The following is a 22096-nucleotide window of genomic DNA, read 5'->3' on the forward strand; positions in this document are numbered from 1 at the left end:
AGGGTCTCAGTCCTCGCTCGAACCGATGGTCTCGACCTGAGCACCACGGCCGAATTCGGGGCGGCCGTCGACGAGTCGCCTCGGCGCATCGACGGGACGGAACTCCACCGGTGCTCCCGCCGCTTCGGCGCGCAGCACCCGGTCGACCTGGAAGATCGCGAGCTGGGCGATCGCGTTGGTGATCCGTCCATCGGCCACGGCCGCGAGTGCTTCGTCGATGCCGACCCAGGCGTAACGGAAGCCTGCCTCTTCTTCGCCGCGTTCGTGACGGTCGGCTTCGGGAACAGAGGACAGCCCGCGTGCCAGGTAGAGACGCATCGTCTCCGAGCTGCCGCCCGGGGTCAGGCAGGAGTCGCTGAGGACGTCCCAGTGGTCGGCCGTGAGGTCGGCTTCCTCGATAAGTTCCCTCTTCGCCGCTTCGAGCGGGTCCTCTCCGGGAACGTCGAGCAGACCGGCCGGGACCTCCCACAGCCTGGCTCGGACGGGATGCCGGTACTGCTGGGCCAGCAGGATCCGCTGCTGCTCATCGACGACGGCCACGCCGACGGCACCGGTGTGCGCCATGAGATCGCGGACGAGCCCGGACGCCTCGGGCAGATCGAAGATCTCTCTGCGGATATCCCACACTGCGCCTTCGTAGACGACCTCGGAGGAGGTGATCGGCGGGATCACCGGATCGTCCTGCAGGATCTCATCGTGCTGAGTGCTCATCGGCTGCCTCCCGAAACTCGACGGTGGTGGAACGGCGAATGCCGCCGGCGCTCTGGCCGACGGCATTCGCTGTGAAGATGGACAACGGTCACTGACGCTCGAGGGCGGCGGCGACCAGACCCGCGAACAGCGGATGCGGAGAGGTCGGGCGCGACTTCAGCTCGGGGTGCGCCTGAGTGGAGACGTAGAACGGGTGCTTATCATGCGGAAGTTCGACGAATTCGACGAGCTCACCGTTCGGTGAGGTTCCGGAGAACTCGAGCCCCGCCTCGGCGAGCTGATCCCGGTAGGTGTTGTTGACCTCGTAGCGGTGACGGTGACGCTCACTGATCGTCGTGTCCCCGTACACGCCGGCCACGACGCTGCCTTCGGTGAGCTTGGCTTCGTAGGTGCCCAGACGCATGGTGCCGCCCAGGTCACCTTCGCCTTCGACGATCGAGAGCTGCTCGGCCATGGTCGCGATGACCGGAACCGTGGTCTCGGGGTCGAATTCGGACGACGAGGCCGCCTCGATGCCGGCGACGTTGCGCGCGTATTCGATGACCATGCACTGCAGACCCAGGCACAGGCCGAGGGTCGGAATGCCGTTGGTGCGGGTGTATTCGAGTGCACCGAGCTTGCCTTCGATGCCGCGGATGCCGAAGCCTCCGGGCACGCAGATCGCGTCGAGGCCGGACAGTGCCGACGCGGCTCCGGCTTCGGTGGAGCAGTCATCGGACTGGATCCACTTGATTGTGACCTTCGCATCGTTGGCGAAGCCGCCGTGGCGCAGCGCCTCGGTGACGGAGAGGTAGGCATCGGGCAGGTCGATGTACTTGCCGACGATGCCGATAGTGACTTCCCGGGACGGGTTGTGCACGCGTTCGAGTACCCAGTCCCACTTCGTCCAGTCGACGTCGCGGAACGGCAGGTTGAGGTTGCGGATGACGAACACGTCGAGGCCGCCGTCGTGGAGGACCTTCGGGATGTCGTAGATGCTCGGGGCGTCGACGCAGGACACGACAGCTTCGGTCTCGACGTCGCAGGCGCCGGCGATCTTCGCGCGGATCGAATCCGGCAGCTCGCGGTCGGAGCGGAGCACGATCGCATCGGGCTGGATGCCGATGGAGCGCAGGGTGGCCACCGAGTGCTGGGTCGGCTTCGTCTTCAGCTCTCCGGAGGGCCCGAGGTAGGGCACGAGGGAGACGTGGATGAAGAACACGTTGTCCCGGCCGATGTCGTGACGGACCTGGCGGGCCGCCTCGAGGAAGGGCTGGGATTCGATATCGCCGACGGTGCCGCCGATCTCGGTGATGATGACGTCGGGGCGGTCCGCCTCGGGGCGTTCGGCCTGGGCACGCATCCGCGCCTTGATCTCATCGGTGATGTGCGGGATGACCTGGACGGTGTCGCCGAGGTACGCACCGCGGCGTTCTTTCGCGATCACCGAGGAGTAGATCTGTCCGGTGGTCACATTCGCTGCGCCGTCGAGGTCGTTGTCGAGGAAGCGCTCGTAATGGCCGATGTCGAGGTCGGTCTCGGCACCATCCTCGGTGACGAAGACTTCGCCGTGCTGGAAAGGGTTCATCGTGCCGGGATCCACGTTGAGGTAGGGATCCAGCTTCTGCATGGCCACGGTGAGGCCGCGCTGAGTGAGCAGATGGCCGAGGCTCGATGCCGTCAGACCCTTGCCCAACGAGGAGGCGACGCCTCCCGTGACGAAGATGTGCTTTGCCGTATGTGTGCCGCCTGGGCCAGTTCGATTCACCACGGGATTTGATTCTATCAAAGTCCGGCTCACGAATCCGAGACAGCGTCGACCTCGGCGTACAGATCGAGCAGCGTCTCGGAGATCGCCGCACCGTTGCTCACGTCGATGACCCGCTTCTTTGCTGCCACGGCGGAAGTTCCGCGTCCGGCCGGGTCGTCGAGAAGATGATTGATCTCACGCAGCAGCGCCTCCGTGTCGTCGGCGGGAACGGCCTTCGCGGCCTCTCCCCAGATGCCGGCGCGGCGTTCGCTGCCGATGAAGACCGCGGGCTTCGACAGCTGCATGAGGTCTTCGTGGGACAGTCCCGTCATCGTCTCGCTGGCGATGACGACATCGGCAGCGGCCGCGACATCGACGAGATCTCCGGCCGGTGCCACAAGGACTCCGCGGTCGGAGAATTCGCGGGAGATCGTCGACCGGTCCTTGCCGGTGCCGGTGAGGACGAAGACGACCTTGCGGTCGCGGCGGCGCTGGTTGATCTGGTCGGCGGCGTCGAGGACCGTCGCCAGAGCGGTGTGGTCACGCAGCGCGATGGGGCTGGCGACCATCCAGGTGCCTTCCGCGAGGCCGAGTTCGCGACGGACTTCTGCACGCGGGGTGCGGACCGTGAGGTCGGCGTCGATGTCCGGGTGGACGAGTTCGGCGCGTTCGACGACCGGGACGCGGCCGCCGTAGTAGTCGACGACGGGTTCGGTCGTGCCGAGCACTGCGGTGGCCGTACGGCCGACGATCTCGGCTCCGGTCTTCTCGATGACGTTGGCGGAGTCGAAGGATTCGATGGTGGCGACGACCTTCGGGTGCAGGCGGGCGGGCAGACCGGTGAAGGCCAGTCCGGCGAGCGTCGCCGCATGCAGTCCGTGCGCGTGGACGATGTCCACGTGCTGGTAGTACTTGTGAAGAGTGAAGGCGGAGCCGGGGTCAGCGGTCGTGAGTCGGCGACGGGCGGTGAGTTCGATCTCGCGGAATTCGCCGGCCAGTTCCTCAGGGACTCCGAAGGTGCCCAGCAGTGACCGGTGCGCGGCGACGGCGACCTTGAAACCGGCCCGGAGGTGACCGAGCACGGCGAGCTTCGCCACTTCGACGACGGGACCGGTGGTATCGGCGAGCACGTGCAGAATCCTCGTGTCTGCGCTCAGTGGGTTGACCTCGCCGGATTCGCTCATTTCCTCATCCTCTTCTTTCGTTCGACGCTGCTTCTAGCCTACCTGGGCAGGCACGAGTTCCGTGTAAAGACCTGCGAGTTCTTCGGCAACTTCCCTCTCATCGGGAAGCTCCGCTCCGCGTGCCCGTGCCCTGGCTCCGAGTTCTGCGCGGCGGGCAGGATCGATGGCGAGTTCGGCCACGGCAGCGGCGAAGGCGGCATCGTCGTCATGGTCGATCAGTATCCCCGCATCGCCGACGAGTTCGGCGCTGCCGCCGGTGGCGGTGGCCACGATCGCCTTGCCGGTCATCAGCGCCTCCTGGAGCACGAGCGCTCGGGCCTCCCACACACTGGTGAGCGCGTAGATGTCCGCAGCGGCCGCGAGTTCGGCGATGTCATCGCGGGGTCCGAGGAAATGCAGGGCCGGAATCGCCGAGGCGGCTGCGGCGTCATCGTACTGAGCGCGGACGTCGGCGAGCACCTCCTCATCGGCGGCACCGGCGATGAGGGCGACGATCTCGCCCTGGTGGTTCTCATCGCCGAGGCGAGCGAGTGCGCGCACGAACATCGGGTAGTTCTTCTGTTTGGCGACGCGGCCGACGGCGAGCACGATCAGGGCGCCTGGGGCGAAGTCGAACTCCTCGGCCAAGCTCGAGCGGGTGGTGGCGGCCGCCTCGGCGGACACTGGGGTCACCTCGGGGGCGGCGGCGGGGAGGAATCGGGCGGTCTGCGCACCGAGTTCGCGGGCGCGGTCGACGAGGTCGGTGCTCGCACCGAGGACGAGGTCGGCCCCGCGGGCGAGCATCGTCTCGACTCGGGTTTCGACCCGTCCGCGCAGTCCCTGTCCGCTGGCCTGGTTGTGGAGGCTGAGGACGAACTTCGGTCGGGTCTTCAGCGTGCGCAGGGTCAGCAGGGTGATGAGCCCGGCGCGGAAACCGTGAGCGTGGACGATCTGCGGGGAGAAGCTGCGCAGCAGTGTGCGCTGCCGGCGGACGAGGGCGGCGTCGGAGGCGCCGATTCCGGTGCCGAGTTCGAGGACGCCGAATCGGACTCCGGGCAGCAGCGAGAAGCCGAAGTGTTCGTCGGTGGCGGCCGGTCCGATGACGCCGATCTCATGGCCGGCGGCGGCGAGGTCGCGGGCGAGTGCGTGCACGTGGGTGCCGACTCCCCCGGTCGAGGTGCCGATGGTGAAGACGATTCTCATGAGTCTTCCTCCCTGTCGGTGTCGCTGGGTCTGTCGATGTCGCTGGGGCCGTGGTCTCTGGTCTGCGCTTCGGCGGCGTGCACGGTCGTTTCGTCGTTGACGCCGGCCCGGTTCCGGTCGGCGAGCAGGCCGCGGATCTCTCCGAGGAACCCGCGGTCGATGATGAGCACGATGAGTCCGAATACGATGCAGCCGAGGAGAGCTGCGACGATTCCGGCGATGACCGCGGAGCTTGCCGAGTTGTCGAGGAGTCCCCCGAACCACTGCGAGGTCACGACCCCGGCGGTGCCCGCGACGACGGCGGCCCCGAGCGCGAGCAGCGACCGGCGTCCGACGAGGGCGAGTCCGGTGGGGCCGAGGACGCGGCGCATATTCACGAGCAGGAATACTCCGGCGACGGTCATGCCCAGCACATAGCCGCTGCAGATGCAGACGAGGGTCAGCCCGGGATTGCCGTTCGAGCCGGTGACGAGGATGGCTCCGACCATGCCGACGATGACGAGGATCCACCCCGTCGTCGTGGCGGCAGCCGAATAGCGGGAGCGTTCCACCGCATAGAAGACGCGGGTGCCCCACGCCACGAAGGACCACCCGGGCACGGCCAAGGCCATGACCATGATCGCCGTGGCCATGGAGTCGAAGGGGGCAGCGGATTCGCTTTCGGCGTCGATGGCGATGAAGAAGGTCTGCAGGGGGCCGGCCGCCGAGAGCAGGATGACGGCGCCGAGTCCGCCGATAGCGATGATGAGCGCCGTCGTCGTCGAGGTCACCGACCGCATCCGCGCCCCGGCTTCCGCACGTTTGTCGGCAGTCGCCTCGGGGTCGGTGGATCGTCCCACCCAGGTCGACAGGGTCGGGAAGACCACCGTCGCCACGGTCACGGCGAGCACCGCGTAGGGCAGCAGGTAGACGGCGTTGATGTAGCTGAAGAGCACGAGCGTGCCGTCCCCACCGACATGGTTGGCCAGGCTCAGGGTCGCGAGCACGGCAGCCTGCTGGGCGAGCAGGGCCGACATTCCGGCGCCGGCCAGGCGCAGAGCACGGTGGGCGACTCCGGGCGGGAAGGAGAAGGTGGGACGCAGTTTCAGCCCGGTCGTGGCCATCGGCAGGGCGAGCGGCAGCGCGAGGGCCGCGACGCCGACGGTGGTGCCCCAGCCGAGCCAGCCGAGGTGGGTCTGCCAGGTGTCGTCGCTGCCGCCGACGGAACTGTAGGCGATATAGCTGCCGATGACGATGAGGCTGGAGAGCAGCGGGGCGAACGCCGGCCACAGGAACTTCCGGTGGGCCTGCAGCACTCCGGTGAGCACGGCGCCGATTCCATAGAGGACGAGCTGCGGGGAGAACATGAGCAGCAGCTCCACGGTCGCCTGCACTCCCGCGGCGCTCGTCTTCGTGTCGACGAGGATCCTCGCGATCTGCGGGGCGAACACGGCCAGCAGGATCGACAGGGGCAGGGTGACGCTGACCGCCCAGGTCAGCAGGCCGGAGGCGATGCGTCCGGCGGTCTCCCGGTCCGATCTGGCCAGTGGCACGGCGAGAAGCGGGATGACCGCTCCGGCCAGGGCGCCTCCGGCGACGACCTCGAAGAGGATGTTCGGGACCTGGTTGGCACTCTGGTAGGCGGTGCCGACGGTGCCGGCGCCGACGTTTGCCGAGAACACCAGCCAGCGTAAGAAGCCGACCAAACGGGTCAGCAGGGTGATGATCGATACGAGCAGCGCCGTGGAGGCGAGGACTCGAACGAGCTTGTTCACTTATCCTCGCGGCCGAACGAGTCGATCTCCCGCAGTCCCGGAGTCGATTCGATGACGGAGGTGAAGGAGACCTTCTCGCTGGCCAGGGTGAGTCCGGCGAGGACAGCGAGGATGAGGCGTCGCTGTGCCGGTGTGGCGGTTTCGGCGAGGATCACGCCGATCGCCGCTCCCAGGGCATTGGCTCCGGTGTCGCCGAGCATCGCATCACCGGCGAGGTCGTCGGGCCAGGCTGCGGCCGTGGCTCCCGCGATCGCTCCGGCTGGTGCCCAGGACACGCGGCGTTCGTGGTCGGTGAAGGCCAGGGTCAGTGCTCCGGCCTTGAGTGCCCGGCCCGGCCGCAGGTCGAGGAGGTTGAACAGGTTTGCAGAGCCCGCGATCACTCCCCCGGTGACGATGACGTCCGCGGTGGCCGCGTACCAGGGTCGGTCGCTTGTCGAGTGCGTGGAGCCGAAGAGCCCGGACGGGCGGGTGCGGCTGCGCAGGATCGCGGCGGCCGCGATCGAGGCGAGCGGAATGCCGGTGACCTTGATGGCCCCGGTCGTGATCTCCCCGCGGGCCAGGGCCGACAGATGACCGCGCAGTCCTTTGGAGGATCCGGATTCGCAGAAGTCGTCGACGGCGCCGAGGCTGCCCGCCGCGGCCGTGGCCAGCAGGGTCGCCGACCGCTGCCGAGGATCTTCGATGAGCAGGCTGCCGGCCAGCAGTCCCGCCGCGACGGCAGGGCCTTCGGCGAGCGAGACGTCGTGTCCGGCGTGGTTGGTGCGCATCGCGGAATCGTGGGTGCGCAGCCGCGATCTGAGCACGGCTTTCGTCGCGGCGAAGCCGGCGAGTCCGGCGACGGCGGTGCTGACGATGGAGCGGATCATTTCTCGTCTCCCTTCGGGGTGTCGTCGGACGGCTTCTCTTCGATCTTGCCCGGCAGAATGCCTTCGGCGTCCTCGGCGAATCCGAAGTGTCCGTGCTTTCCGGCTTCCCCGGAGGCCAGTGCCCGCACGGTGATGACGGGACCGGCGCCGAGGCCGAGGCCGTCGACGGTGCTGGCGCGGGACTTCTCCGTCCGCAGCACGTTGACGAGTCCGTTCTGTGCCGAGCCGGCGTCGCCGGCGACGACCACCGAGGTGGCTTCGGCGGTGAGCGCGGTGATGAAGTCGGTGACGAGGGTGCGGGTGCCCTTGTCGTCGGTGGCCTTCGGGCTGGGCTCGGTGTCCTCGGCCAGTGTCGAGTTCTCATCATCGATGACGATGAACAGCGAGGTGGTCTTGTGGTCTGTGTCGGTGCGCAGACGGTCGGCTTCGACGAAGACGTCGTAGAGCTTCGCCGCCTGCTTCTCCGCATCGGCCTGATCGTCTTCGTCTTCGAGCATCGAGGCGTCCCCGGTCAGGGCGATGACGAGGGCGGCGCGGATCGCGGTCGAATCGTCCTTCGGCAGGTGCGGCACGACTGTGCGCAGCCGCTTGAGGAACTGGGTGGAATCCTCGAGACTGAGCGTGTTCGGCACGAACGAGACGTCGCCGGCGATGGTGCCGTCGGCTTCCTTGACCCGGTTGCTGACCTCTTCGACCTGCTCGGAGTCCGCCTCGGGGGCGGCGATGATGCTCACTTCCTGCCCGTCGAGGGTGCCGTCGATGAGTTCCGGGGCCGCGGCGGTGACGAATTCGTTCTGCTTGTCGATATTGCCCTTGGCGGCGTCGAGGTCGGAGCGCAGGTTGTCGCGGTCCGAGCGCAGCGCATCGACCTGGCTCTGCAGGGACTCCCCGATCGGTTCCTTCAGCGGTCCCGCGCCGAGGACGATGCCGACGGCGAGGGCGAGGAACACCGAGACGAGGGAGACGAGGTGGTAGCGGAAATCAATCACTGGTCAGTCCTTGGATGAGGCCGGCGGAATCGGTCGAAGCTGCGGGGTCGCCGCCGAAGAGGGAGCCGATCCAGCCGAAGAGGCCGTCGAGTTGGGCGCCGATGAGGCCGAGGAAGGTCTGTCCGGCCGAGGTCGCGGTCATCGCCACACCGAGGGCGACGAGACCGGCGATGATGAGCACGGCCAGCTGCAGGCTGGAGATGCGCTGCCGGTAGAGCAGGGACACGCCCTTGGCGTCGATGAGCTTCGATCCCACACGCAGTCGGGTGATGAAGGTCGAGGCCATGCCCTTGCGGCCCTTGTCGAGGAACTCCATGACGGTGTCGTGGGTGCCCACGGCGACGATGAGTTCGGCACCCTTGTCATCGGCGAGCAGCATGGCGATGTCCTCGCTCGTGCCCGAGGCCGCGAAGGCCACGCATTCGACTCCGAGGGCTTCGACCCGTTCGGTGCCCGGGGCGGTGCCGTCGCGGTAGGCGTGGACGACGATCTCGGCACCCGAGGTCAGAGCGGTGTCGGACACGGAGTCCATGTCCCCGACGATCATGTCCGGTCGGTAGCCGGCTTCGATGATGGCATCGGCTCCGCCGTCGACGCCGATGAGCAGCGGCCGGTATTCGCGGATATAGGAGGCCAGCATCGCCAGGTCCTCCTTGTAGTGGTATCCGCGGACGACGATGAGCACATGCCGGTCGGTGAACGTCGTCTTCACCTCGGGCACGACGAGTTCGGCCGAGAGCAGATCGGAGTCCTTGCGGATGTATTCGATCGTATTGTCGATGAAGTCCACGAGCACGGAGTTCATTCCGGCCTCGGCGGCGTGCATGTCCTCGGAGATCGTCTCCGCCGTCTGCAGGACTCCCGTGGCCACCTCGGTTTCGCCTGCGTATACGGTGGCGCCCTCGATGGAGATCTCGGCGTTTTCGTCGACCGCATCGAAGATGTCGGCACCGGCGGCGTCGATGAGGGGGATGCCGGCGTCGACGATGATGCTCGGACCGAGGTTCGGGTAGCGGCCGGAGATCGACTTGTCGGCGTTGATCACCGCGGCCGGCCGGCAGGCGACGAGGGCTTCGGCGGAGATGCGGTCGATATCGGAGTGCTTGATGATGGCGATGTCGCCTGCTTGGAGGCGTTTCGTCAGATTCTTCGTGCGTCGGTCCAAGCGGGCAGGGGCGGGGCCGAACCGGGTCGGTGCGGTGAGGTTCTCACGGTGTCTGCGCACTTTCATGGTCCGCCCATTCTCTCATCTGCTGCCAACGCCGGCCTCCTTGACCTGCCGAGCGTTGTCGAGCAGTTCGGCTGCGTGGGCCTTCGCGGAGGCGGAGTCGTCCATGCCCGCCAACATGCGGGAGAGTTCGACGACGCGTTCTTCGTCGGTCAGTTCCTGCACTCCCGAGCGCACGGTCTCGGCGTCATCGTCCTTGACGATGGTCACATGGGTGTCGGCCCAGGCGGCGACCTGCGGCAGGTGGGTGACGACGATGACCTGGGCGCCCTGGGCGAGTTTGGCCAGCCGACGGCCGATCTCCACGGCAGCTTTGCCGCCGACTCCGGCGTCGACTTCGTCGAAGACGTAGGTGGGGATGGATTCGCTGGCGGCTCGGACGACTTCGATGGCGAGCATGACGCGGGAGAGCTCACCGCCGCTGGCGATCTTCGCGATGTCGTCGGGGATCGAGGATTCATGGGCGGCGAAGGTCAGCCGGACTTCGTCGGCCCCGTGGGTGGTGGGTTCGCGTTCGGAGATCTCGAAGGCGACCGCTGCCTTCGGCATCGACAGGGCGGTGAGCTCTTCGCTGACCGCTGCGGAGAATTCGTCCGCGGTGGCCTTGCGGATCTCGGTGAGCGCCGAGGCGGCCGCCTCCATGGTCTCGCGGGCTGAGTCGAGTTCGGCGTCGAGTCCGTCGAGGTCACGGTCCTCGGCTTCGAGTTCGGCGAGTTCCGCGGCCGAGCGGGATTCGAAGTCGAGGACTTCGGCGACGTCTTGGCCGTAGGGGGCCAGGGTGCCGAGTTCCGCGCGGCGTGCTTCGGTCTCTTCCAGCGAGGTTTCGCCGAGTTCGTCGAAACCGGAGAGGTAGGACGACAGTTCCGCGGCGGAGTCGGAGAGGCGAAGCACGGCGTCGCCGAGGGCTTCGCGGATGGTGACGAGTTCCTTGTCGGAGCCTTCGACATCGGTGATCGTGCTGATGGCCTGGTGGACGAGGTCGACGGCGGCGCCGGCATCGTCGATCTCGGAACCGAGCAGCAGGTCGTGGGCGGCGCCGACGGCGCGGGTGATCTCGGCGGCGGCACCGAGTTTCGCGGACTGTGCGGCCAGGGTCTCGTCTTCGCCGGGTTCGGGGCGGACCTTGTCGATGGTCTCCAGGCAGCCGCGCAGCCACAGGATGCGTTCGCGGCGGGCGGCGGTGGAGTCTTTGATGCGGCTGACGCGGGCTTCGGTCTCGCGCCAGTTCTCGAAGGCGGCACGGTAACGGTCGGCCACCTCGGCGAGAGCAGTGCCCCCGGCGGCGTCGAGGAGTTGACGCTGTTGGGCTGCGCCTTTGAGGCGCAGCTGTTCGGACTGGCCGTGGAGGGTGATGAGGTCGGAGGAGATGTCGGTGAGCACGGAGATCGGCACGGTGCGTCCGCCGGCGGTGGCTCGGGCGCGGCCTTTGAGCGCCACTGTGCGGGAGATGATCGCTTCGTCGTCGGCGCTGCCGCCGGCTTCTTCGATGCGTTCGCGCACGGGTTCAGCCACATCGGTGAAGATGCCTTCGACTTCGGCTTTCTCTGCGCCTTTGCGCACGACTCCGGAGCCGACCTTGCGGCCCATGAGCAGGGACAGGGCGGAGACGAACATGGTCTTTCCCGCACCGGTCTCACCGGTGACGACGGTGAAGCCGGTGTCGAGTTCGACGGCGGCCTCGGCGATGACGCCGAGGTGGGAGATGCGCAGTTCGGAGATCATTCAGGCCTCCTTGATCGGTCCTCGCCAGCCGGAGACGGGCAGGCGGAACTTCGCGACGAGTCGGTCGGTGAAGGGGCCGGTGTGGAGGCGGGCGAGTCGGATCGGTGATTTTGAGCGGGTGGCTTCCACGCGGGCCCCGGACGGCAGTTCGAGGGCACGGCGGCCGTCGCACCACAGCACTGCAGAGAATTCGGGGTTCATCTGGGAGATCTCCACGCCGAGGCGGGAGGTCGGGTTGACGACGAGCGGTTTGGAGAACAGTGCGTGGGCGGAGATCGGGACGAGGATGAGCGCTTCGACTTCGGGCCAGACGATGGGTCCGCCGGCGGAGAACGAGTACGCGGTCGAGCCGGTGGGGGTGGCGAGGATGACGCCGTCGCAGCCGAAGGAGGACACGGGGCGGGCGTCGACGCCGAGGACGACGTCGATCATCCGGGACTTCGAGGTCTTCTCGATGGTCGCCTCGTTGAGGGCCCAGGCGTTGAAGATGTTCTCGCCTTCGTGCCACACGGACACGTCAAGGGCGAGTCGCTCCTCGACGGAATAGTCACGTTGGGAGGCGCGGTGGACCGCCTCGGCGAGGTCTTCCTTCTCGCTTTCGGCGAGGAAGCCGACATGGCCCAGGTTGATGCCCATGAGCGGAGCACCGGACCCGTGGAAGCGTTCGGCGGCGCGCAGGATCGTGCCGTCGCCGCCGAGGACGATGACGAGTTCGCAGGCGTTCTTCCACTCACCGAGTTCGGAGGGGTCGATGATGACGCAGTGGTTGAGGATGGGTTCGTCGTCGACGGCCTCGGCCTGGCGGGCGCGGATGCCGACGATCTCGTCGGAGAGGACGACGGGGGTGACTCCGTCGTCGAGGAGGGCCTTGAACACGCTGACGGCGGCCACGGCCGACTCATCACGTTGGGGGTGCAGCAGCACCATGATGTGTCTGGTCACGACTCTCCTCTCATCATTTCGTCCAGGTGGGCGGGGATGTCTGCTTGGTCGAGCCTATCGGACTGGTCATGTGTTCGGCCTGGGCGAACACGCAGGAAGTACTCTCGGTTCCCGCTGGGGCCCGGCAGCGGTGAGGGTGCGATGTCGGTGACGCGTCCGGCGTGTTCTCTCACGGCGTCGAGGACGGAGTCGATGGCGCGGCGGCGTTTCTCCCGGCTGGTGACGACGCCGTGTTTGTCCAGCGATGCTCGTGCCAGTTCGAATTGGGGTTTGACCATGAGGAGGAGTTCTCCCGCGGCCGCGGTGGCGGCCAGCAGCGGTCCGATGAGCAGGCGCAGGGAGATGAAGGAGACGTCGGCGACGACGAGGTCGACGGTCGGCACGTCGGAGTCGGTCAGTTCGCGGAGGTTGAGTCCTTCGCGGACGTGGACGCGCGGGTCGTCGCGGAGGATGGTCGCGAGTTGATCGTGGCCGACGTCGACGGCCCAGACGTGTGCGACACCGTGTTGGAGGAGGACTTGGGTGAAGCCTCCGGTGGAGGCGCCCGCATCGAGGGCCGTCAGATCATTGAGTCGGTCGGTGAGGTCGAAAGCCTCGAGTGCGCCGAGGAGTTTGTGGGCGCTGCGGGCGACCCAGGGGTCGGGTTCGGTGACGGCGACGTCGTCGGTGTCTCTCACGTCTTGGGAGGCCTTGGTCGCGGTGCGGCCGTTGACGCTGACGCGACCGGCGGCGATTTCACGGGCGGCGCGAGAGCGGGAGTTCAGCAGCCCGCGGTCGACGAGTGCCCGGTCGAGTCTGCTCACAAGGAGCCCACCTGCGCGTCGAGGTCGCCCAGCAGGGAGTTGAGAAGTTCGTGCCGCTCAGCCGCCGGTGCTTCTTTGGCCTCGGCGAGGCTGGACCGCCAGGTCTCGATCGGCACGTCCCCGCTCACCGAGGCGGGTGTCGGGGCAGAAGCAGGGCCGGGTGTCGGGGTCGAGTTCGTGCCGGGATTCGGGCCGGGTCCTGGGCCGGGAGTTGGGATCTGGCTCATGAGTCCTCCCCGATCCGGCGGGGCAGGCGTCCTTCGGACAGGACCGCCTCGGCGTCGGTCTCCCCCGCGTCGATGGCAGCCCAGGCTCGACGGAGTTCGGCTTCGATCCGGGCGGACTCGCCGCGGTCGGTGCCGGTGATGAGGGCTTCGAGTCCGCGCAGATTCGGCAGGATGAACGTCGGTCGGCGCTCCGGGCCGGCACGCAGGGCATCGTGGATGTCGTGGATCCCGGTGAGGACGAGGGCGGTGTCGATGCCGGCGGCACAGCCGCCTTCGATATCGGTGTTGAGGCGGTCGCCGACCATGAGGGGCCGATGCGCGCCGAGGCGGCCGGCCGCGAAGTCCATCATGTGCGGTGCAGGTTTGCCGACGATGACGGGGGTGGCGTCGGTGAGTCGGGCGATGAGGTCGACGAAGGCACCGTTGCCGGGGACTTTCCCGGTTTCTGTGAGGAGGGAGAAGTCGGGGTTGCTCGCCCACCATTCGGCGCCCGAGCGGATGATTTCGCAGGTGCGCACGATCTTCGTGTAGTCGATCTCCGGGTCGAGTCCCTGAGCGACGGCGACGGGTTCGGCGTCGAGTGAGTCGGTGATCTCGAGGCCCGCCTCTTCGAGTGCGACCCGCAGTCCGGTCGTGCCGAGGAGGTGGACGCGGGCGCCCGGCCCGAATCGTTCGGCTAAGCGTTCGGCGAGCACCTGCGCCGAGGTGGTCACTTCGTCCGCGGAGGCGTCGACACCCATTCCGGTGATCTTCTCGGCGGTGGCTGCGGCCGTGCGAGTGGCGTTGTTCGTGACGTAGCTGACCGGGATCGACCGGGAATGGAGCCAGTTGATGCCGTCGACGGCGCCATCGACGGCGTGGGTGCCGTGGTAGACGACTCCGTCGAGGTCGAACAGGACGCAGTCGATGGGCGTGCCCGATGATTCGGGCAGGCGCCCATCTGCTGTGTTGTGCTGTTCGGCGGTCAGTGTCACTGCTCTCCGTCGGCCTCGGATGCTGCTGTTGTGTCGGGCTCGGAGCCTGCGTCGGCTTCTGCGTCGGCGAGGATCTCGTCGAGTTCGGCTTCGATCTCGTCGTCGGAGACCTTGACCGACTTCAGTTCCTTCGCCGAGACATGTGTCTTCGACTTCGGTGCTGCGGCCGGAGCCTCGGTGCCCGTGTCTTCCGCGGAATTGTCGGCAGCGTCAGATTCCGTCTGCGGTGTCTTAGCTTCGGGCTCGCGGGCCGAGCTTTCTGCGGATTCGGCCGTCTCAGCATCGGCGGCCTCAGCGTCGGTAGCCTCACCGTCGGTTGCCCCGTCATCGGCAGCCTCACCATTTATTGCCTCACCGTCGGCTGACTCTACGTCAGTGCCTTCGGAAGTCTCGGCTTCGGGCTCGTCTTCGACTTCTTCGACGGTCTCGATTTCGACGCCGGCGTTGAGGTCAGGCTCTTCGTCGCCGAACAGGGTGCCGGTCGCCTTGGCGGTCCGGCGGGAGAGCTCTTCGTATTTGTCGGCGAGTTCGGTTTCCCCGTCGATGCGCAGCACCTCGGCGTAGGCGGCCATGAGACGGACCAGTCCGCCGCCGGGCTTCTGGGTGAAGTCCTCGGCTTCGATGAGTCGGCGCGCACCGGCGATGTCGTCGAGGTCGGACTTGGCTCCGGCAGCGACGATGACGAGTTCGGTGCGGGTGTCGTTGTCGAGGTCGAGCTCTTCCGAGTTCTTCAGCAGCTCGATGGCCTTCTCAGGCTTGCCGCGGCCGCGTTCGGCGTCGGCGATCAGCGCGATGTTGTCATTCGAGCCGGAGATGCGGCGGTGGGTGCGCAGTTCGCGAACGGCTTCGTCGTAGTTCTCCACGTAGTACGCGGCGATGCCGAGTGCTTCGCGGACGACGGCGACACGACCGGCGCGGGCCATAGCGGCCTTGGCGTGCTCGTGGGCGCGCTCCGGGTCGAGGTCGAGCAGCCCGCCTGCGGCGACGAGGTGCTTGGCGACCATGTCGGCGTTCTCTTTGTCGAGGGAGCGCAACTGTGACGAGATCTCTTTGTCGAGTTCACGGCCGGTGACGCCTTCGGGAATTTCGGGTTCCTGAATGCGCGGACGGCGGGCGCGCTGTTCGCGTGCGTAGTCGCCGGTGTCGGTCTTGCGGGATGCACGGCGGTCGTTGTCGTTGCGGCCGTAGCCGCCGCGTCCTCCGCGGTTGTCGTCCCGTCGGTTTCCGCGGTAGCCGCCACGGCGGTCATCACCGTCGCGACGATCGCGGTTGAAGCCACCCCGGCGGTCGTCGTCATTGCGACGGTTACCTTGGTAGCCACCTCGACGGTCGTCACCATCACGACGGTCGCGATTGAACCCACCACGGCGATCATCGTCATTGCGACGGTTGCCCTGGTATCCGCCCCGGCGGTCATCTCCATCACGACGGTCGCGATTGAACCCACCACGGCGATCATCGTCGTTCCGGCGGTTGCCCTGATAACCGCCACGTCGGTCGTCGTCGTTCCGACGATTGCCCTGGTAACCGCCTCGGCGATCATCGTCGTTGCGACGATTACCTTGGTAGCCACCGCGACGGTCGTCACCATCACGGCGATCCCGGTTGAAGCCACCACGACGGTCATCATCGTTTCGGCGGTTCTGTCCGTAGCCGCCTCGGCGATCGTCGTCATTGCGACGGTTGCCCTGGTATCCGCCCCGACGGTCGTCGTCGGTGCGACGATTGCCCTGGTAGCCGCCTCGGCGGTCGGACTTGCGTGGCCCGCGGCCGTCCCGGCTGTCCGGTCGACGGTTGCGATTGTTGTCGCGATCTGAGCGGTGACCGCCATCTGCGCGGCGGTTGTCCTGGCTGTCTCGCGAATCCCCTTGGGCCACGATTCTCCCTATGAAGTCTTTTCGGTGTTCCGCTCTATTCTAGTCCACTCACCGCTTCGACGCCGTGTGGGCGGGGACACGTCAGCACCTCGATTCCACTCAGCGTCGCGCCCGTTGTTCTGTGGGTCAACGCCCAGGTCACCGCCTCAGCGCTCTGTTAGAATCAAGGCGAATCCAGTGGAACGGCCGACGGCAATCGAAGAGGTTCGGCGGCAGCGGATGTCCGCGCCGCCTCGACACCAGGGGACGAATGACACCTGACGTGGAAGCTCATTGTGCGGATGACGGATGTCTCCGCGATTCCACGATCAGAATTTCAGGCCTCGTTGACTGCCCGTCCCCCGGTGCGGCTAGTGCCGGCCGGTCCCCCAGCACGACTGGCATTCCCCATCATGTGATGACCAAGATCACTTGCCGGTGTGACCAGCATCATCGGATTGCGCATTCGGCCCCTGATTTCGCCTATTGTGATGGCCGGAAGCATGTGAATGAATGCCGCCGAAGCAGTTCGCATCGCAGGTCAAACGGCAGATCCGCGGCCGTCCGGAAACTCCCCGACACCACAGGCTCCACTGCCGCGACTGCGCGTTCGGCCCTTCAGATCGCACAACCGTTCACCCGCTAGGAATAGGAGAAATCGTGCCAAACACACTCTTCATCGACGGACAGTGGGTTTCAGCCGTCAACGGTGGAACCCGAAAGATCCATAACCCGGCCGACGGCAGCTTCGTCGCCGAGGTGGACGAAGCCAGCCCCGCGGATACCGAGCTGGCGATCAAGGCCGCTCGCCGCGCCTTCGACTCCGGCGTCTGGTCGTCGGTTCCCGCCAGCGAACGCGGCGATCTGCTGCTGAAGTTCGCCGCCGTTCTGCGTGAGCGCAAGGACGAATTCGCGCGTGCCGAGTCGCTGGACACCGGCAAGCGCTTCGTCGAATCGCAGATCGACATGGACGACATCGCGAACTGCTTCGACTACTTCGGCAAGCTCGCCGCAAACGATGCCGGTCGCGTCGTCGACGCCGGCACCGACACCGTTGCGTCGAAGATCGTGCACGAGCCCGTCGGCGTCTGCGCGCTCATCACCCCGTGGAACTACCCGCTGCTGCAGGCCGCGTGGAAGATCGCCCCGGCCATCGCCGCCGGCAACACCTTCATCCTCAAGCCTGCCGAGCTCACCCCGCACACCGCGATCCTCACCATGCAGGTCCTCGAAGAGCTCGGTCTGCCGGCCGGGGTCGGCAACCTCATCCTCGGTGCGGGCGCCGATGCCGGTGCCCCGCTGTCGACGCACGAGGACATCGACATGGTCTCGTTCACTGGTGGCCTCGTCACCGGTCGACTGCTGTTCCGCAACGCCGCCGACTCGATCAAGAAGATCGCCCTTGAGCTCGGCGGCAAGAACCCGAACGTCATCTTCGCCGATGCCGACTTCGATGCGGCTCTGGACAATGCTCTCAACGGCGCCTTCGTCCACTCCGGTCAGGTGTGCTCGGCCGGTGCCCGACTCATCGTCGAGGAATCCATCGCCGAGGAGTTCGTCAACCGCCTCGTCGAACGTGCCGAGCAGATCCGCCTCGGCGGTCCCTTCGATGAGAACGCCGAAACCGGTCCCCTCATCTCCGCAGCACACCGCGACAAGGTGCATGCCTATGTGGAGAAGGGTATCGCCGAAGGCGCTCGTCTGCGCTGCGGCGGCAAGTTCGGTGAAGGCGACCTGGAGAACGGCTTCTACTACCTGCCGACCGTGCTCGACCAGGTCAAGCGCGGAATGTCCGTCGTCTCCGACGAGGCCTTCGGCCCCGTCGTCACTGTCGAGACCTTCTCCACCGTCGATGAGGCTGTCGAGATCGCCAATGACACCTACTACGGTCTGGCCGGAGCAGTGTGGAGCCAGGATGCGGGCAAGACCCAGCTGGTCGCTCAGCGTCTGCGCCACGGCACCATCTGGATCAACGACTTCCACCCCTACCTGCCGCAGGCCGAATGGGGCGGTTACAAGCAGTCCGGCTTCGGTCGCGAGCTCGGCCCCACTGGTCTAGCCGAATACCAGGAAGCCAAGCACATCTACCAGAACCTCGAGCCGGCAGTCACCGGCTGGTTCCCCGATCACACCAAGTGATCCGCCGCAGCCTGTAGACGAATACCGCAGTACAAGGAGAGATGAACAGTGAAGACTACTCATAGCTTTGATTACGTCGTCGTGGGCGGCGGTTCCGCCGGCGCAGCGGTCGCGGCCCGACTGAGCGAGGACCCCGAAGTCACCGTCGGACTCCTCGAAGCCGGCCCCACCGACACGGACAAGGACGTCGTCCTTGAGCTCAACCGCTGGATGGAGCTCCTCGAATCCGGCTACGACTGGGACTACCCGATCGAAGAGCAGGAGAACGGCAACTCGCACATGCGCCACGCTCGCGCCAAGGTGCTCGGCGGCTGCTCGTCCCACAACTCGTGCATCGCCTTCTGGGCTCCGCGCGAGGATCTCGACGAGTGGGAAGAGAAGCACGGCGCAGCCGGATGGGGCTCGAAGGACACCTTTGGCCTGTACAAGAAGCTCGAGAACAATGAGCTGCCCGGCGACCACCACGGCCACGACGGCCCGGTCCGTCTGATGAACGTGCCCCCGGTCGATCCCTGTGGCGTCGCACTCCTCGACGCCTGCGAGCAGGCCGGCATCCCTCGCGTGCAGTTCAACGAGGGTCAGACCGTCATCAACGGTGCGAACTTCTTCCAGGTCAACCGCAAGGACGACGGCACCCGGTCGTCCTCCTCGGTGTCCTACCTCCACCCGATCCTCGACCGTGAGAACCTCACGATCCTCACCGACACTCAGGCTAAGGAGCTCGAGTTCGACGAGGACGACAACTGCACGGCCGTGCTCGTGGTCAACAACGCCTTCGGCAAGACCAACCGGATCGAGGCGAAGAAGGAAGTCATCGTCTCCTCCGGCGCGATCAACACCCCGCAGCTGCTCATGCTCTCGGGCATCGGCCCGAAGGCCCACCTCGCCGAGGTCGGCATCGAGGCTCGCGTGGATTCGCCGGGAGTCGGCGAGCACCTGGGCGATCACCCGGAGGGCGTCATCTCCTGGGAGGCCAAGAAGCCGATGGTCGAGGATTCCACCCAGTGGTGGGAGATCGGCATCTTCTCCCCCACCGAGGACGGGCTCGACCGTCCGGACCTGATGATGCACTACGGCTCGGTGCCCTTCGATATGCACACCCTGCGTCAGGGCTACAAGACCTCGGAGAACTCCTTCTGCCTCACCCCGAATGTCACTCATGCGAAGTCGCGCGGCACTGTGCGCCTGCGCTCGAAGGACTTCCGTGACAAGCCGAAGGTCGATCCCCGCTACTTCACCGATCCGGAAGGCCATGACATGCGCGTCATGGTCGCCGGCATCAAGAAGGCCCGCGAGATCGTCTCCCAGGACGCCATGTCCGAATGGGCCGGCGAGGAGCTGTTCCCCGGCAAGGACGTCCAGACCGACGAGCAGATCGCCGACTACATCACCCGCACGCACAACACCGTCTACCACCCGGTCGGCACGGTGCGCATGGGTGCTGCCGATGATGAGATGTCACCGCTGGATCCGCAGCTGCGGGTCAAGGGAGTCAACCGTCTGCGCGTCGTCGATGCCTCGGCGATGCCGGAGATCACCACGGTCAACCCCAACATCACCGTGATGATGATGGGTGAGAAGTGCGCGGAGATGATCAAGAACGGTCAGTGATCTGGACTGATCTGGTCGTCATATGCTCAGATCACCGAGGCGGCCCTGCGCTGATTCGATGACCTGAGTGGGAACTTCGGCCCAGAACCGAAACGACGAAGGGGGCGCTGCAATCGCAGCGCCCCCTTCGTCGTGTCCGACAGCGACGATCGGCTGTCGGCTCCGAGCCGAAACGCCTCAGTCGGCGTCGTCGCCCTTACCGTGGCTGCCCGAACGGCTGCCGGTGCGGCTGGCCAGTGTCCCTTCACGTCGCCCCTTCTTCTCATGAGGGATTTCGATATAGGGGTCACGGAACTTCGGTGCCGGTTCGACGGCCTGCGGTTCGGTGACGACCTCCTCATCGTCGTCGTATTCGTGACCGAACTGTTCGTCCCCGCCTTGGCGGCGTTCGACCTCTTCGGGCGGCAGCACCTTCTTCCAGCGGCGCATGCGCACCCGCGGCAGAATGCCTGCGTCCTCGCGCAGCGCTCGCATGAGGGCGTAGATCTGGAAGTAGGCGATGATGAAGAACGGCAGACCGACGAGGATGATCGTCGACTGCAGTGCCTCGAGTCCACCGGAGCCGGAGAACACCAGCAGTGCCGCGGTGACGACGGCGACGGCTAGGGCCCAGAAGATGCGCTGCGGCAGCGGGTTGAAGTCCTCGTGGCCGTTGTTCATCGTGTCGACGACGAGCGCTGCGGAATCCACCGAGGTGACGAAGAAGATCACCACGAGGACGATTGCGATCACCGACACGGGTCCGGCCAGCGGGTAGTGGTCGAGGAATGCGAACAGCGCTCCCGGAATGTCTCCCTGATCGACGACTCGGTCGACCAGTCCCCCGCCCTGGTTGAACTCGATGTCGAAGGAGGCGTAGCCGAAGATGCCGAACCACAGGATCGAGAAGGCTGAGGGAATGGCGAGCACGCCGATGACGAACTGGCGGATGGTGCGTCCGCGGGAGATGCGGGCGATGAAGATACCGACGAACGGTGACCAGGTGATCGTCCACGCCCAGTAGAAGACGGTCCACGTGTTCTGCCAGCCGGTGTTGGCGAACGTGTCGTTCCATAGCGCGAGTTCGGGCAGCTGGTGGATGTAGGTGCCGAAGGATTCGAAGACGCCCTTGGCCATGAACAGCGTCGGGCCGAAGACGACGATGAAGATGAGCAGCAGCACGGCCATGACGATATTGAGGTTCGACAGGACCTTGATGCCTTTGTCGAGGCCGAGAGAGACCGAGATCGTGGCCAGCCCGCAGACGACGCCGATGATGATCAGCTGCCACAGGGCGTTCTCCGGAACGCCGATGACCTGAGCGAGTCCGCCGTTGATCTGCAGCGTGCCCAGACCGATCGAGACGGCGATGCCGAAGACGGTGCCGATGATGGCGACGACGTCGATGGTCTTGCCGATGGGACCGTGGATCTTCTCACCGAGGATGGGCTGGAAGATCGAGCTCACCCGCGGCGGCAGGTTCCGTTTGTGGATGAAGTAGGCGAAGCACAGCGCGGGCAGGGTGAAGATCGCCCAGGTGTGCAGGGTGAAGTGGTAGTAGGTGAAGTTCATGGCATCGACCGCGGCGGCGGGCGTTCCCGCTTCGATACCGAGGGATCCGCGCGGTGGGTCGCCGAAGTGGCTGACGGGTTCAGCGACACCCCAGAACATGAGGATCGAGCCGATGCCGGCGGCGAAGAGCATGGCGAACCAGGCGCCGTTGGAGTGCTCCGGCGGTTCGTCATCGGGACCGAGTTTCGCTCGCCCATACCGGGAGGCGGCGATGTAGATGAGGAATGCGACGAAGACTGTGACACCGAGGATGTAGAACCATCCGAGGTTCGTCAGCAGCCAATCCGAGGCGACAGAGACGCCCGCGTCGAGCTGGTCGGTGAAGAAGATCGTCCCGAGGACGAAGATGATAATCACGGCCGCAGAGGAGAAGAATATGGCCGGGTTGGTTCGGAGTCGAAGTGCGTCGTGCAGCTTAACGAGCATGGCGTACCTTCCGTAGGGATGTTGCCGTCCACACTACAGAAGCATCAACTGATTTCAACACAATCGCTTGTCACGGATTCGCCTCACTGCACTCATGGCCACCCCCTCGCCGAGGCGGCCCTCCCCTATGTTCGTCCCGTTCATCTGCGGTACCCGGAAGTCCGGATACAACGAGACGGTGCCCGAACCTTGATGGGTTCGG

Annotated in this window: 17 protein-coding genes; 2 read left to right on the forward strand and 15 right to left on the reverse strand. The window is 66.2% G+C overall.

The annotated features are described in order from the left end of the window. Window positions 1–6: 6 nt before the first annotated feature. The 14 genes from AC239G_RS11385 to AC239G_RS11450 all read right to left on the reverse strand — a co-directional run bounded on the left by AC239G_RS11385 (window position 7) and on the right by AC239G_RS11450 (window position 16188). Window positions 7–711 (reverse strand): NUDIX domain-containing protein, encoded by a 705-nt coding sequence (locus AC239G_RS11385; RefSeq protein WP_487488872.1) that lies wholly within the window; start codon window positions 709–711, stop codon window positions 7–9. Between the two features lie 88 nt (window positions 712–799). After that, a complete protein-coding gene (gene pyrG, locus AC239G_RS11390) occupies window positions 800–2479 on the reverse strand; it encodes a CTP synthase (RefSeq protein WP_487488873.1) in 1680 nt (559 codons plus the stop codon). An 8-nt stretch (window positions 2480–2487) separates the two neighbouring features. Then, window positions 2488–3624, reverse strand: a complete 1137-nt coding sequence (locus AC239G_RS11395) for a glycosyltransferase (protein ID WP_172170106.1) — start codon at window positions 3622–3624, stop codon at window positions 2488–2490. 33 nt (window positions 3625–3657) lie between these two features. Then, complete coding sequence (locus tag AC239G_RS11400; RefSeq protein WP_487488874.1) at window positions 3658–4806, reverse strand: glycosyltransferase family 4 protein; 1149 nt, start codon at window positions 4804–4806, stop codon at window positions 3658–3660. Next, window positions 4803–6560: a murein biosynthesis integral membrane protein MurJ gene (gene murJ / locus AC239G_RS11405; protein ID WP_487488875.1), complete on the reverse strand. Its 1758-nt coding sequence runs from the start codon at window positions 6558–6560 to the stop codon at window positions 4803–4805. Before murJ ends, AC239G_RS11400 begins: the two co-directional genes overlap by 4 nt. Beyond that, window positions 6557–7426, reverse strand: coding sequence for a hypothetical protein (locus AC239G_RS11410; protein WP_487488876.1), 870 nt, complete (start codon window positions 7424–7426; stop codon window positions 6557–6559). The genes murJ and AC239G_RS11410 overlap by 4 nt, the downstream gene beginning before the upstream one ends. Beyond that, the gene (locus tag AC239G_RS11415) at window positions 7423–8415 is read right to left on the reverse strand and encodes a copper transporter (protein ID WP_139469722.1); all 993 of its coding nucleotides are present in this window, start codon (window positions 8413–8415) and stop codon (window positions 7423–7425) included. The genes AC239G_RS11410 and AC239G_RS11415 overlap by 4 nt, the downstream gene beginning before the upstream one ends. After that, the gene (gene steA / locus AC239G_RS11420; protein WP_172170118.1) at window positions 8408–9646 is read right to left on the reverse strand and encodes a putative cytokinetic ring protein SteA; all 1239 of its coding nucleotides are present in this window, start codon (window positions 9644–9646) and stop codon (window positions 8408–8410) included. Before steA ends, AC239G_RS11415 begins: the two co-directional genes overlap by 8 nt. Before the next feature lie 15 nt (window positions 9647–9661). Then, a complete protein-coding gene (gene recN, locus AC239G_RS11425; RefSeq protein WP_487488877.1) occupies window positions 9662–11365 on the reverse strand; it encodes a DNA repair protein RecN in 1704 nt (567 codons plus the stop codon). Beyond that, window positions 11366–12307 (reverse strand): NAD kinase, encoded by a 942-nt coding sequence (locus AC239G_RS11430; RefSeq protein WP_172170124.1) that lies wholly within the window; start codon window positions 12305–12307, stop codon window positions 11366–11368. Then, window positions 12304–13110 carry a TlyA family RNA methyltransferase gene (locus tag AC239G_RS11435; protein ID WP_487488878.1) on the reverse strand — a complete coding sequence of 269 codons (807 nt, stop codon included), beginning with the start codon at window positions 13108–13110 and terminating at the stop codon, window positions 12304–12306. The genes AC239G_RS11430 and AC239G_RS11435 overlap by 4 nt, the downstream gene beginning before the upstream one ends. Beyond that, window positions 13107–13337 carry a hypothetical protein gene (locus AC239G_RS11440; RefSeq protein WP_139469718.1) on the reverse strand — a complete coding sequence of 77 codons (231 nt, stop codon included), beginning with the start codon at window positions 13335–13337 and terminating at the stop codon, window positions 13107–13109. Before AC239G_RS11440 ends, AC239G_RS11435 begins: the two co-directional genes overlap by 4 nt. Further along, window positions 13334–14311 carry an HAD-IIA family hydrolase gene (locus AC239G_RS11445; protein ID WP_487488879.1) on the reverse strand — a complete coding sequence of 326 codons (978 nt, stop codon included), beginning with the start codon at window positions 14309–14311 and terminating at the stop codon, window positions 13334–13336. The genes AC239G_RS11440 and AC239G_RS11445 overlap by 4 nt, the downstream gene beginning before the upstream one ends. Continuing rightward, window positions 14308–16188, reverse strand: coding sequence for a tetratricopeptide repeat protein (locus AC239G_RS11450; protein WP_487488880.1), 1881 nt, complete (start codon window positions 16186–16188; stop codon window positions 14308–14310). The genes AC239G_RS11445 and AC239G_RS11450 overlap by 4 nt, the downstream gene beginning before the upstream one ends. A gap of 639 nt (window positions 16189–16827) precedes the next feature. Here AC239G_RS11450 and AC239G_RS11455 point away from each other — a divergent pair. Then, window positions 16828–18306, forward strand: a complete 1479-nt coding sequence (locus AC239G_RS11455) for an aldehyde dehydrogenase family protein (protein WP_487488881.1) — start codon at window positions 16828–16830, stop codon at window positions 18304–18306. A 48-nt stretch (window positions 18307–18354) separates the two neighbouring features. Then, on the forward strand, window positions 18355–19917 hold the full coding sequence (locus AC239G_RS11460) for a GMC family oxidoreductase (protein ID WP_172170139.1): 1563 nt from the start codon (window positions 18355–18357) through the stop codon (window positions 19915–19917). 177 nt (window positions 19918–20094) lie between these two features. Here the strand turns inward: AC239G_RS11460 and AC239G_RS11465 are convergent, their stop codons facing one another. Then, a complete protein-coding gene (locus tag AC239G_RS11465; RefSeq protein ID WP_487488882.1) occupies window positions 20095–21894 on the reverse strand; it encodes a BCCT family transporter in 1800 nt (599 codons plus the stop codon). Window positions 21895–22096: the final 202 nt, after the last annotated feature.

It is taken from the genome of Brevibacterium sp. Lmc1, from assembly GCF_057654315.1.

What these genes read in the sequence shown, in the direction of transcription:
- AC239G_RS11410 (WP_487488876.1), bottom strand. Translation starts at nt 7,426, where the DNA reads ATGATCCGCTCCATCGTCAGCACCGCCGTCGCCGGACTCGCCGGCTTC.
- AC239G_RS11440 (WP_139469718.1), bottom strand. Translation starts at nt 13,337, where the DNA reads ATGAGCCAGATCCCAACTCCCGGCCCAGGACCCGGCCCGAATCCCGGC.
- AC239G_RS11465 (WP_487488882.1), bottom strand. Translation starts at nt 21,894, where the DNA reads ATGCTCGTTAAGCTGCACGACGCACTTCGACTCCGAACCAACCCGGCC.
- AC239G_RS11385 (WP_487488872.1), bottom strand. Translation starts at nt 711, where the DNA reads ATGAGCACTCAGCACGATGAGATCCTGCAGGACGATCCGGTGATCCCG.
- recN (WP_487488877.1), bottom strand. Translation starts at nt 11,365, where the DNA reads ATGATCTCCGAACTGCGCATCTCCCACCTCGGCGTCATCGCCGAGGCC.
- AC239G_RS11400 (WP_487488874.1), bottom strand. Translation starts at nt 4,806, where the DNA reads ATGAGAATCGTCTTCACCATCGGCACCTCGACCGGGGGAGTCGGCACC.
- AC239G_RS11395 (WP_172170106.1), bottom strand. Translation starts at nt 3,624, where the DNA reads ATGAGCGAATCCGGCGAGGTCAACCCACTGAGCGCAGACACGAGGATT.
- steA (WP_172170118.1), bottom strand. Translation starts at nt 9,646, where the DNA reads ATGAAAGTGCGCAGACACCGTGAGAACCTCACCGCACCGACCCGGTTC.